The organism is Pirellulales bacterium (genome assembly GCA_035533075.1).
GTDB lineage: Bacteria > Planctomycetota > Planctomycetia > Pirellulales > JAICIG01 > DASSFG01.
The window spans coordinates 47,346-60,165 of the sequence record DATLUO010000257.1; the positions used below are offsets into that span (position 1 = coordinate 47,346).

9 protein-coding genes are annotated in these 12,820 nt (G+C 63.0%); 6 read left to right on the forward strand and 3 right to left on the reverse strand.

Annotated elements, in window-relative coordinates:
• Positions 1 to 5: 5 nt before the first annotated feature.
• Positions 6 to 1,157 (reverse strand): tRNA 2-thiouridine(34) synthase MnmA, encoded by a 1,152-nt coding sequence (gene mnmA / locus VNH11_32285; protein HVA51064.1) that lies wholly within the window; start codon positions 1,155 to 1,157, stop codon positions 6 to 8.
• Between the two features lie 100 nt (positions 1,158 to 1,257).
• Positions 1,258 to 1,782 carry a pantetheine-phosphate adenylyltransferase gene (coaD, locus tag VNH11_32290; protein ID HVA51065.1) on the reverse strand — a complete coding sequence of 175 codons (525 nt, stop codon included), beginning with the start codon at positions 1,780 to 1,782 and terminating at the stop codon, positions 1,258 to 1,260.
• Between the two features lie 164 nt (positions 1,783 to 1,946).
• Here coaD and VNH11_32295 point away from each other — a divergent pair, with 164 nt between their 5' ends.
• The gene (locus tag VNH11_32295; GenBank protein HVA51066.1) at positions 1,947 to 2,144 is read left to right on the forward strand and encodes a type II toxin-antitoxin system HicB family antitoxin; all 198 of its coding nucleotides are present in this window, start codon (positions 1,947 to 1,949) and stop codon (positions 2,142 to 2,144) included.
• Positions 2,145 to 2,294: 150 nt separating this feature from the next.
• Here the strand turns inward: VNH11_32295 and VNH11_32300 are convergent, their stop codons facing one another.
• Positions 2,295 to 4,700, reverse strand: a complete 2,406-nt coding sequence (locus tag VNH11_32300) for a peptidase (protein HVA51067.1) — start codon at positions 4,698 to 4,700, stop codon at positions 2,295 to 2,297.
• A 1,730-nt stretch (positions 4,701 to 6,430) separates the two neighbouring features.
• Between VNH11_32300 and VNH11_32305 the strand changes: the two genes are divergently transcribed.
• The 5 genes from VNH11_32305 to gspG form a co-directional block, all read left to right on the forward strand.
• Positions 6,431 to 7,753: a secretin N-terminal domain-containing protein gene (locus VNH11_32305; GenBank protein ID HVA51068.1), complete on the forward strand. Its 1,323-nt coding sequence runs from the start codon at positions 6,431 to 6,433 to the stop codon at positions 7,751 to 7,753.
• Positions 7,750 to 8,403: a type II and III secretion system protein gene (locus VNH11_32310; GenBank protein ID HVA51069.1), complete on the forward strand. Its 654-nt coding sequence runs from the start codon at positions 7,750 to 7,752 to the stop codon at positions 8,401 to 8,403. Before VNH11_32305 ends, VNH11_32310 begins: the two co-directional genes overlap by 4 nt.
• Before the next feature lie 233 nt (positions 8,404 to 8,636).
• On the forward strand, positions 8,637 to 10,352 hold the full coding sequence (locus VNH11_32315) for an ATPase, T2SS/T4P/T4SS family (protein HVA51070.1): 1,716 nt from the start codon (positions 8,637 to 8,639) through the stop codon (positions 10,350 to 10,352).
• Between the two features lie 465 nt (positions 10,353 to 10,817).
• Positions 10,818 to 12,020 carry a type II secretion system F family protein gene (locus VNH11_32320; GenBank protein ID HVA51071.1) on the forward strand — a complete coding sequence of 401 codons (1,203 nt, stop codon included), beginning with the start codon at positions 10,818 to 10,820 and terminating at the stop codon, positions 12,018 to 12,020.
• Between the two features lie 289 nt (positions 12,021 to 12,309).
• Positions 12,310 to 12,820: type II secretion system major pseudopilin GspG (gspG, locus tag VNH11_32325; protein HVA51072.1), on the forward strand; the 511-nt coding region annotated here is incomplete at its 3' end.

Here is a 12,820-nt window from a genome sequence, read left to right on the forward strand (position 1 = left end):
GTGAATTATTCGATCCAGCCGCCGCCTAAAACGCGGTCGCCGGCGTAACACACCACCGCCTGACCCGGCGCGACGCCGGCACGCGGCTCGCGCAATTGCACGTGCATCCGCCCATCGCCAAGCAACGAAACCGTTGCGGGCGTGGTGGTGCTACGATAACGGATCTTCACGTCACACTCCAGTGGCTGCCGCGGCGGATCGACCAGCCAGTTGGCTTGCATCGCGGTCAGTTCCGAGCGGAGCAGTTCCTCTTGCCGGCCGATCACCACGCGGCGAGTGTCCGCCTCCAGCCTCACGACATACCGCGGTTCGCCGAATGCCAGGCCCAGTCCTTTTCGCTGGCCGATGGTGAACTGCTCGATCCCTTCGTGCCGGCCGACCACTTCGCCGCCGGTGGTCACGATCTCGCCCGACAAGTCGCCCCGGCCCTGGCGTGTACGCACAAAACGGGCGTAGTCGCCGTCGGGAACGAAGCAAATCTCCTGGCTGTCTTTTTTCTCGGCCACGCGCAGGCCAAGCTGGCGGGCGATGTCGCGGATTTGCTCTTTGCGATAGCCGCCCACGGGAAACATCACGCGCGGCAAGACGCCGCGGTCGATGCCGAACAGCACGTAAGACTGGTCTTTCGATTCGTCGATGCCGCGACGCAGCGCGGGCGGCTCTCCGGCACGGCCGCTCGGCTCGAGCCGGGCGTAATGTCCGGTGGCAATCCACTCGGCGCCGACGCTCTCGGCATAGTCGCGGAGCTTGCCGAACTTGAGCCAGTTGTTGCACATCACGCAAGGGTTGGGCGTGCGGCCGGCCGTATACTCATGCGTGAAGTAGTCCATGATCCGCCCGAATTCCGCGGCGAAATCGACGGCGTAAAACGGAATATCGAGGCGGTCGGCCACACGGCGCGCGTCGGCCGCGTCGCTGGCGCTGCAACATCCTTGCTTATGGCCGGGAGAGACAATCTGTAGGGAACGGACTCCGTGCCGTTCCGCCGATAGGGAAGGCACTCCGCCGTGATCGGCATCGCCGGTGGCACACGAAGCCGGAGAGCTTGCTCCATGACGCATGAACAAGCCGATGACTTCGTGGCCCGCCGCGCGCAGCAGATGCGCCGAGACACTGCTGTCGACGCCGCCGGACATTGCTAAGACGACTCTGGCCACGACTTTAGTGTAGTGCGGCGCGACCCGGCCCACCATCCACTCGCCGGCTTTTTCCGTAGGGTGGGCCGGCGCTCGCAAGCTCGCTGGACCCACCCTACGCTCAACCGTCACTCCCGTCACCCTGGTGCGGAACTCGGCGGCGCAGCTCTTCGATCACTTCGTGCGGCACGAAATGGGCCAGTTCTTCGTCGCGGGCCAGGGGGGCGATCTGTTTGATCAACGTGCTGGAGACGTGTGCGAACTCCTTGTCGGCCATCAGCACCACGGTTTCGATGCCTGGATCGAGCTGGCGGTTGGCCAGCATCATCGTCAGCTCGGCTTCCAGATCGGTGAGCGGCCGCACCCCGCGGATCATGACGCGGGCGCCGCAGCGGCGGACAAAATTGACCGCCAGACCGGAAAACTTGCACACTTCGACGTTGTCGAAGCGGTGCGTGACGCGCTTCACCAGGGCCATCCGCTCATCGGGCGTGAACATCGGGTCTTTGCCGGCGTTGACGCCGATGCCCACGATCAGCTTATCGACCAGCGAACTGGCCCGTTCGATAATGTTGATGTGCCCCAGCGTGATGGGGTCGAACGAGCCGGTGTAGACGGCGGTGCGCGAATTGCGTTTTGGTTCCATCGTTATGCCTCGATGTGCGATACGGCCTGCCAATCACCATTCATGCGATTTGCGAAACCGTCGCCTCATCGTGGCAGTTTACCATGATTGCCGCGCACAAAAAACCTCGCCCAGAGCCGCTGGGTAAACAAGGATCTCCGAGGTAACTTATAAAAGGAGGCCCTATGAAGTACAAGGTTGCTTTGCACCACTCCGATGAAGGGATTAGCGTGTCCGTGCCCGCGCTGCCTGGCTGCTGGTCTGAGGGCGACACCGAAGAAGAAGCGATCGACAATATCTGTGACGCCATTCGCGAATACCTCGCGGCACTCGAGGATCGCGTCAGTGACGCCGACTTACGCGAAATCGAAGTGGCCCTATAACCGTGCCACGCATTCCTGGCATCAACCACCTGGACGCGTCACAATCCAATAAAGCCGTTTACGATGGGCGGCATTGTTCAAGACGCTGGCTTAACCGTCGACGAATTTCGCAAGTTGCTCTAATGCTTAGATGCAACGCTCGCGCCGTTTCTACTTCGACTCCTCCCCCTCACCGTCGTTGATGCGGTTGGCGGGCATCTCGACCTTCGCCCAGAAGGGATGTTTCCGGTCGGCACGCGTGCGGGCGTCTTCCAGCATCACCCGCAGGCTCGGTTCGACGCCGGGACCCGTCAGCCGCGCTCGCCCGCCGTTGACCATGATCGAAAGCTTGTGCCGGAAGTCGATCAGCTCCGGGCTGAGCCACACGGTCGTCTTGTGGGCGCCGGTCTTGACCACCAGGCCGTTGTTGGCGTTGGCCTCGGCCGTGGTCTGCGCGGGGCGGGCGCCCTTTTTTGGCCATTCTTCGGGATCGACCATCGTCTTGTCGGCAAAATCAGTCAGCTCCAGCCACCAGAAATAATTGTCCCAGGGACGCATGCTCTTGGTGACAAACGATTTCGGGAAAAAGTCGCGCTGGCAGCGGTTCATCCACTCGAACAGCCGCTGAATCTCGTCCGAAAAATGCTCGTGGCCGCGGCCCTGAAACTCGACCACCGTCGCGTTGTAGCCGCGGTTCAGATAGCGGTCGATGTCGGTGGCGTTGGCCTTGCGCTTGTCGCCGTCGAGCTCGCCCGACACCAGGTAAAAGGGCACGAGCTTCATGTTGTCCCAGAGCAAGCTGATGTATTTGTCGGCGCGGGCCACGACGGGCATGACGCCGGCCCACAGGTCGGGGTGCGATAAGGCGAGGTCCCAGGCCGCGTCGCCCCCCATCGAGTGCCCGCTGATGAACACGTGGTCGGTGTCGATGGAAAACCGCCGGCAGGCGTCGCGCAGCGAGTTGAGCACGGCGCCATGCTCGGCGGCCGAAAAGCCGTACTCCACCTGCCCGGTGTTCGACCAGGCCGGGGCCACCACAATGTACCCAAATCGCGTGGCCTGACCCAACCGCTGACCGTTCGGCCCCACGGCCCCGGCCCACCAATCAATCTGCTGCCGCGGCGTGCTGCCGGCGCCGTTCAGCGTCACCACCGTGGGATAAATGCGGTGCGGATCGTATTCCGGCGGCAACTGCACGTAATAGGTCACGGGCCCTTCGCCCGGCAGGCCGTTGACCGAGAGTTCGTAGAATCCCGGCGGGCCTTCCTCGGGCGTCTTGGTCTCGACCGGCGGCAGCATATAGCGCAACAGCTTTGCGACCAGTTCGGGCGTGGCCCCTTCTTGGGCCGTCAAGTCGGCGAGAATCTGGTCCCGCTTGACCTTCGTCGGCTCGGCCAGATATTGCCTCACCAGATTGCGAACGTCGAACAACGACAGTGCCACGGGCAGCTTTCGCAAAGCGTCGTCCGTGCCGACCAGCCAGCCGCTGAGAGCCAGCGAGAGCTTTTCCTGGTCGCTCAAGGCCGGGTCGGCCAAGAACTGGCGGAAGGCCGCCATCCGGCCCAGCGTGTGGATGTTCAGCTCTTTCTTGATTTCGCCGACGATCGGTTGGGCCTTGCCTTGCTCGGGGGCGGCGACTTTTCCCAGCGTCTGATCGACCTGTTGCAAAAGTTCGGTATAGCGGCCGAACTCGGTGTGGTATTCGTCGAGCGACTGCCGGACGGCCTGCAGCGTCTCGCCGGCGATGCCTTCGTTGGGAAAATTCTCCAGCAGGTTGATGGCCAGCTTGTGCTGCCCGGCGTTCGTGCGCACGTCGATTTCCGAGAGCGCCTTTCGCGCGAAAGCCTGCCGCAAGTCGCGCAGGGCGCCTTCGAAGCGCTGTTTCGAGCCGGGAAACGCCTGGATGACCAGATTCAGTTCCGCCTGCGCGTCCTGATAGCGCTCGCCTTGCAGAAAGAGCTGCACGAGCCGCAGCCGATCTTCGATTTTGTCCGGATCGATTTGCCGGGCGATGATCTGCCGCAAAACGTCGGGCGGAATCGAGCTGGTGGCCATCCGCATGTCCCAGATGAAGTTCTTGCCTTCCATCTTGTGGATCGCTTCCACCTTGGTCCACAAGGGAGTGATCTTGGTGATGCCCTGGATGACGTTGATCTTTCCCTGGTTGGTGTTCATGGCGTAGATGCGGCGGCCGAACTCGTCGAACGGGTCGATTCTCAGCGGCGGGCCAAGCTGCGTCACCCGCCCGCCCGAATCGGCGACGTGTTGGCGAATGTTGAACGACACCATGGGCGTCACTTCGGCCTCGAGGGTGCTCTGCACCAGCTTTTTCGGCAGAAAGATGCGGCGCAAGTAGTCGTCGCAGAGCAAGATGAGCTGCACTTTGGGTGCGCCGTTCAGCGGGACGTTGAGGGCATCCTCGCCGAAGCTGCCGACGACGACAAAACGGCCCTCATAGGTCCGGCCGTCTTTCATCACCACTTTGGACGCCCAAAGCGGCCGATCGGCCAGGCCCACCAGCACGAGCCAAGCGACGGACAAGCACCACCCGCCGTGCCACACACTCTGCTTCGACATGAAAAGCCTCACACTCTTGGCGCGCGTTAGGACGCCGGAGGGAGCGAATGCCGGCGTTCGGACAATATGAGTTCCATTGTCGCGCGCCGCCGGCATAAGTCAAACTGATTTGGACCGGCACACGCGCGGCCGCGATTCAGGGAGGGGTGGGCGCCGTTCCCACCCCACCGGAAGAGGGGACCGCGCCAAAGTGCTTGCACTTGCGGAAAACAAAGGGGCGTCCGTGGCTCTCTTGCCTCGTAAGTGCTTGCCCACAACGAGACTTGCGTCGTCCCGCGCCCGCGGCCAAAAAACGCGGACGCAACCACCAATTTGGGGCCACACCGCAAGTGCCACCACTTTTCGTTCGAATTGCCAAAGACCAATCACAACTGACCACTAACCGCTGCCCACTGACCACTAACCACGAACCACTCTCTCTTTTCCCCGCTATCAGGTAATACGCCGGGCGCGTGCCGCATATTCCACCGACGAAAAAATTTCGCCGGCTGTTCGCGGCGTCGACTGCCGGCCACGGACGAGGAGTTCTCATTCGGCCTTCTTCGTCGTTTCCCCTGATTCTACTCGCCAACTGGCTTGGCCTGTTTCGCGAGTCCCGGCGCGCCGGGATAGGCATCACGCTCCGCCGTGATGGAACCTCCCGCGCACGGATCCTGGCATAAGAACTACCGGGCAAGGTCGCTCATCCATCATCTTGCGCTGTAATTGGCTTGCACTGCCGCGTTGAAACTCATCCCTCATCGCTCGTCAGCGAGTCAGTTGTTGATAATTTGAGCACCAAAAAAGCATTATGCGTACACATTAAGCAGCCAGCCCGAAAGCAGTACCGTTGGGTGGTTCACTGTCAAAAACCTCGGGTTTTATCGGTGTGGGCAAATTTGCCCACACCGTGCGCGTCCGGGCGGCATTCGGCGGTCGCGCTAGGCCGCTGCTCATTCTTAGGCACGGCTGACACTCGCCATCCTTTGTTCTATCTCGCGACTGGCTTGGGTTGGATCGGTTGCAGGCGTCCGCCTGCGTGGCTCCCTGTGTTCTACCGCGCCGTTGGCTTGGGACCGGATCTTTTTCGACTTCTCACCGCAGCTCGCCGAACGCCGGCGGGCTGCTTCGCCGCACGGGCAAAAGTATTGCTCAAAGAACAGGCAGCCAGGTGACCACTATGCACACCATTTGAGCAGCCGCCAAAAAACCCATCTGTCAGGTTAACCGATTGGCAAAAACGCCGTGTTTCATCGGCGTCCGCAAATTTGCGCAAGCCGATCGGCACCGGCGGCCGCGCGTCGCGCCTGCTCAATTCTTAGGCACGGCTGACACTCTGCCAACCACCAACCACCAACCACCAATCACTAACCACCAACCATGAAACCATTTTCTCTTTCCCGCTAACAGCAATACGGGCGGCAGCGCCGATAAATTTCAAGAAAACTGGGCCACGGTCGTCAGGCATCGGGCCGCGCTGGACGTTCCGGTGTGCCGCCTAAAAGTTAGACGCCGGTTGTGGGTCAAAAGTTCCGCGGAGCGTCATCAACTTTTCACTTGGGGGGCGGAAAGGTGCTATTGACAGGCTGAGGTTGCCTCCGCTATTTCTCGTTCCCCATTCTGGGTGCCGTCCCGGCCGCTCGTTCACGTCCATCCGGGTAGCACCACGGTTCGAGTCGGCGCGGCGGGCAAGGGCCGCGCACCAGTCCGGCCAGTTCCACGATTCCCCTCCGCCCTTAGGGCAGCAGGCGATGGCGCACGTCCGTAAGCAGCGAATCGGTCGCGAGGCGATGGAAACCGGACTGCGCGCCGTCATGACTTTAACCGCGATCGTCGCCGCGCTTGCCGGCCTCGCTCGGGCGGACGAGGCCGGCGACAAAGAACGCCTCGCCAAACCGCGGCAGCAAGCGCTCCCAAGCACCGCCGCCGGGTTGCCGACTGCGGGCTCCCCGCGGGGCGATACCGCCGTGCAACAGAGCACTCGGCCGGCCGCCCCTGCATCTCAGCCGGCACGCGCAGCGGACGGCATGGTCGCGCTCAACTTCCCCACCGAAATCGAGGTCCGCGGGCTGGTCGATTACGTCAGCCAGCGGGTCGGCGTGAAAATCCTCTACGACGAACAGATCGCCAACAAGAAGATCAACATCCGCGGGCCCGGCGAAGTCCCGGTCAGCTCCTTGCTGGGCCTGCTGGAAAGCGCCCTGAAGATGAAAGGCATGGCGCTGGAGGATGCCGATGTGCCCGGCTGGAAACGCATCGTGACGACGGCGAAACTGCCGCTGATCGCCCACAACGAGCAGGATGCCGAAGCGGCCATCGCGAAATACGGCGCGGGCACGGCCGTCACTCAGGCCTTTCTCCTGAAGCACGCCGATCCGCAACAGGTCGATACCGTCATCAAGCCGTTTTTGACCCAGCCCGGCGCCAACAGCGTGGCGATCAAGGACCCCAGCGTGCTCATCGTGACCGATTACGCCGCCAACATCCTGAAAGTCACCAAGCTTGTGAATTTACTGGACCAGCCCAAGCCGGACGTCGTTTTGGAATTCTTGCCGGTCAAAAATATGGAGGCCGCCGCGCTCGGCCAGCAGTTGTCGGGCCTGTTCACGGCACGCGCGAAAGCCGCGGGAACGAATAGAGGCGGGGCATCGGGCGTGGAAATCACGAGTGATGCGCGCACGAATCAATTGCTGCTTGTCGGCACGCGGCCGCAGGTGGATGAGGTGATCGCGCTGGCAAGGGCGCTCGACGTGCCTTTGGGCGTATCGACCCAGGTCTACGCATTGCGCTATGCCTCGGCCGAACGCGTCGAGCGGCTGGCCAAGGAATTGATCGATCCGATCGACGCCAAACGGCTATTCCGGTCGGCGGTCGACAACGACGGCAATCTGCTCATCATCACGGGCACGCCGCGAATTCACGAGCAAGTCGCCGCCATCCACCGCAAGCTCGACGTGCCGGGCCGGAAAGCCGGTGGCGGACTGGTGAAGTTCTACAAGCTGAAGAACGTCAAAGCCACCGAACCTCCTACGGACTCAGCAAGGTCGATCCGGTCAGCGGCGCTCTTTCGGTGATTCCCGGCACTGGATTCAACGGCGCGGTGATCGATCCAAACTCCGCGGAGGCCGTCCTCAAATCGCTCTCCAGCCATAGCCGGGCGAAAGTCCTCTCGGCGCCGCGCATCCTGGTCAACGACAACGCGACCGGCGTGCTCTCCAGCGTCTCGGAGGTTCCCTACACCAGCGTCAACGCCTCACAAACGGTCGCCACCACCAGCTTCGCAGGCTTCGCCAAAGCGGGCACGACCATCGACGTGACGCCGCACATCGGCGAAGGAGACCACGTGCAATTGGAATATACGGTGACGCTCAACAGTTTCACCGGTTCCGGGGCGAGCGGCGTTCCCCCTCCGCGGCAAACCGATCAGGTCGAGAGCAAAGTCGTGGTGCCGGACGGGCACACGATCATCGTCGGTGGTCTGAACCGGCGCAACCCGTCGAAGAGTACGAGCGGACTGGCCTACCTCTCCGACGTGCCGATCATCGGCGCCTTGTTCAGCAATCGCAGCAAGAGCCAGCAGAGCACGTCGATGTTCGTCTTTCTGCGGCCGATCATTTTGCGAGACGACAAGTTCCAAGACTTGAAGTATCTGTCGGAGGCGGACCTGGGGCACGCGCAAATCCACGGCGATTATCCCCATAGCGAGCCGATGCTGATGCATTAGCGCGGTCAGTGGTGAGTGGTGAGTGGTGAGTGGTGAGTGGTGAGTGGTGAGTGGTCAGTGGTTGGGGGTTGGGGGTTGGGGTTGGGGGTTGGGGTTGGGGGTTGGGGGTTGGGGGTTGCCGTAGCACCGAAGGTGCGCGATTCGAAAGCCCAGGGTGGAACCCTGGGTTTCGGGAAACACAAATCGTCGTAGCCCTGAAAGGGCGTCATTCCTGAAGCGGTGGCAAACAATCAATGTCAGCCATAACGGACCTGACCATCCGCGACACCCCAGCCAACGACTGGCTCGCCGCCCTGCGCGAGCTGGCGCCCGACGTGGCGGCGGCGCCATCGCCCGATGCCGCCATCGCGCCCTTGGCCTGGGCGGCCGCGCTCGGCATCGACGCCACTTGCCAATGCCGGGCCGCCTCGCGGGCTTTCGACATCCCGTTTCTGGAGGACTTGTCGGCTCACCCGCCCTCCGCCCTCTTTGTGGAACGAATCCCCATCGACTTCGCCAGACAACACGAATTGATCGGCGTGGCGTTGCCCGACGACCGGCTCGGCCTGGCCCTTGGCTCGCTCGCATCGTGGCGGCAGGCCGACGTCGTCTCTCGCTACCTGGACCGCACGATCGAACCGATGTTTGCCCCGGCGGACCACATTCGCGCCGCGATCAATAGCGGCTATCAGCAGCGCGAAGGTCAGGCCCAGGCCCTGATCGACGCCTTGGACCAGGACGACGTTCTCGCCGAGGTGGCCCAACTCGAAGGCCGCGAAGACCTGCTCGACGTGTCGGGCCGAGCGCCGGTGATCAAGCTCGTCAACCTGATGCTCTTCGAGGCGGTCAAGGGCCGGGCGTCGGACGTTCACGTTCAGCCTTACGAAAACCGGCTCGTCGTGCGGATGCGGATCGACGGCGTGTTGTGCGACGCCTTCGACGTGGCCAAGGGGCTGCAAGAGGAAGTCATCAGCCGCATCAAGGTGCTGGGCAAGATGAACATCGCCGAAAAGCGGTTGCCGCAAGACGGCCGATCGACCGTGCAAGTAGGCGACCGCATGATCGACTTGCGGATCGCCTCGCTCCCCACGAGTTTCGGCGAGCGGGTCGTCATTCGGCTGCTCGACAAGACGTCGCGGTTACAGACGCTTGAGACGCTGGGCATGGGAGCAAATGCCTTCGCGCGCTTTCGCGAATTGATCGGCTTGGAGCACGGGCTGATTCTGGTGACCGGCCCGACCGGCAGCGGCAAGAGCACGACCCTTTACGCGGCGCTACAGGAAATCGACGCCAAAGAGCATAACGTCGTCACGCTGGAAGACCCGATCGAGTACCAGCTCGACGGCGTGAGCCAAACGCAGATCAGCGACAAAAAAGGGATGACGTTCGCCGCCGGGTTGCGCAGCGTGCTGCGGCAAGACCCCGACATCATCATGGTCGGCGAAATCCGCGACGAGGAGACGGCGGTCATGGCGATCCAATCGGCCCTGACCGGGCACCTCGTGTTCTCCACGCTGCACACGAACGACGCGGCCAGCGCCGTCACGCGCCTGCTGGATCTGGGCATTGAATCGTACCTGGTGGCCAGCTCGCTAATCGCGGTATTGGCGCAGCGGTTGGTGAGGCGGATTTGCCCGAACTGCGCGGCGGGGTTTGTGCCGTCCGACGATGAGCTGAAGCGGCTGGGTCTGACGCGCGGGGCGCTCCGCGACGGCACTCTCCAGCGCGGCGCGGGCTGCGCGGAATGCCGGCAAACGGGTTTTCGCGGCCGGGTCGGCATTTTCGAACTTCTGGTGACGGACGACGCGGTGCGCGCGCAAATCCAGAGTCAGGCCAATGCCTCACAGATCCGCGACGCGGCGGTCGCGCGCGGAATGCGGCTCTTGCGCGATGATGGCGTGGAGAAGATCATTGCGGGCCTGACCAGTATTGACGAAGTGGTCCGCATCACGATGCGCACGAATTTGTAGGGTGGGACCAGCGAGCTTGCGAGCGCCGGCCCACCATTGGCGAGGGAGGGCTTGGGGTTTGGGATTTGGGGTTTCCCGGCGTGCCGGGATTCGGGGTTCAGGGTTCAGGAAAGGAACACGTTACGCTAATGGACGCAACCCAAAGGCCGAAGGCCGTAGCACCGAAGGTGCGTGATTCGAAAGCCCAGGGTGCAGCGCAGCGGAACCCTGGGTTTTCGGCCGGCCGAACAAGCGTAGCGCTGAAAGGGCGTCACTCCCCGTCCGCGCCACACCACATCGAGACCTCGCCCTTTGGGAGAGGCCGGGTGAGGGCAAAACATCGTGCGCGTCGCGGGTCGCACGGGGAATCGCGCCCCGTTGGGGCTAGCCATTTTATTGGTTTCGATAACCCAGGGTTCCGCTGCGCTGCACCCTGGGCTATCGAATTCGACCCCTTCGGGGTCGGGAGAGGCGGCCAGCACTGACATGCCCGTCTTCTCCTATCAAGCCATCGCCGCCGACAAAAAAACCACCCGCGGCACCGTCACCGCCGACGGGGCGAAACAGGCGCGCGACCAGTTGCGCCGCCGCGGTTTGCTCGTCCAAACGATCCAACAAACCGCCGTCGCCGAGCGCCGCGCCTTCACCCTTCCCTGGTCGCGCCGCTTCGGATCCAAGGTCACCTCGACCATCCGCGAGCTGGCGACCCTGCTGGGCGTGGGCATCCCCGTCACCGACGCCCTCGACACGCTCGCCCAGCAGCAGCGCGGCGCCTACCGCACGGCGCTCTTGATCCTTCGCGATCGCGTCGCCGCCGGAGCATCCCTGGCCGAAGCGATGGCCGAACAACCGGACGTCTTCGACCCGCTCTGCATCCGCATGGTCGAGGTGGGCGAGAATTCCGGCACGCTGGAGGCCGTTTTGGAGCAACTTGCCGGCTTCAAAGAACGGGCATCGGAACTGAAAGACCGCGTGCTCACCGCCCTGCTTTACCCGGCGATCGTCTTCGCGGTCAGCCTGGCCGTCAGCCTCTTCCTGATGATCGTCGTGGTGCCGATGCTGCTCACGAACTTGCTGGAAGCGGGCCGGAAGCTGCCCTGGCCGACGCGCGTTCTCAAAGCGATGAGCGATCTGCTCGTCGAGCGCGGCTGGATACCGGCGGCCCTCCTTGCCGCCGGCGCTTGCGCCATGGTCGTGTGTCTGCGGACGTCGGGCGGCCGCCGCACCTGGCACCGCTTCCTGCTGCGCCTGCCGCTCATCGGCTCGATGGCGCGCAAGCAAACGATCGCCCGGATCGCGCTGGTCCTTTCGACCTTGATTCGCAGCGGCATCGTCTACCTTAAGGCGGTCGAAATCGTGGTTCGATCGACGTCGAACGTCGTATTTCGCGAGGCGCTGGAGCAGAGCGCCAAGGAGGTCGGCGCGGGCATCGAGATCAGCACGTCATTGGAACGCACCGGCGTCTTTCCGCCGCTGGTGGTCCACATCTTCTCCGTCGGGCAGCAATCGGGCCGATTGGAAGAGATGCTCGAGCGGCTGGCGACGGATTACGACCGCCAGGTGGCGAGCAGTTCCGCCCGCTTGGCTTCGGCACTCGAACCGCTCTTGATCCTCACGCTCGCCGTGTTTGTCGGATTCATTTTGTTCGCAACCCTTTTGCCCATCTTGGAGGCTGGAAATGTACTTTAATAGGCGACGGGCATCAGGCGTCAGGCGTCAGGCAATCTGTAGGGAACGGACTCCGTGCCGTTCCGCCGTCTGTAGGGAACGCCCTCGGTGGCGTTCCGCAGTGGGGGTGAGGGCCTCATTGGCCTTCCTCTCCTTCCGGGAGAGGCTACGTGAGGGCCGCGTATGTCTCCCTCTCCCTCCGGGAGAGGGCTGGGGTGAGGGCCGTCTGTTTTTGGATTTGCCGAACCCTGAACCGGGGCGCCCCCTGGGCCCCCTGAACCCTCGCCCCGCCTTCACCCTCGTCGAGCTGATGGTCGTGATCGTCCTCATCGGCCTCCTGGCCGGCGCGGTCTCCCTCGGCGTTCGCGGTTACCTCATCACGGGCAAGCAGAACATCGCCAAAATGGAGATCGCCAAAATCGGCCAGGCGCTGGAAACATTCTACACGGCTTACGACCGCTTCCCCGGCAACGACGAGGGCCTGCAGGCCCTGGTGCAGCCCAGCGACAAATTCGCCGACGGCATCCTGAACAAGACGCCGCGCGACCCCTGGGGCCACGCCTATCAGTACAACCAGCCCGGCCATTCCGGCCCCTACGACATCGTCTCTTACGGCGCCGACGGGCATGAAGGCGGCGAAGGCGCCGACCGCGACATCACGAACGAAGACGGTCAGGTCAGCAGCAATTCCCGGCGAGCATGCCTTGCGGAGCCGATGGCCGACCCACGGCCCTCCACGCGCGCGACTTGGTTGCACTCGTACGATAAGATAGTCGATCCAGCGAAAGCAAGTAGACTCGCAAACGTGACGACCAACCGTT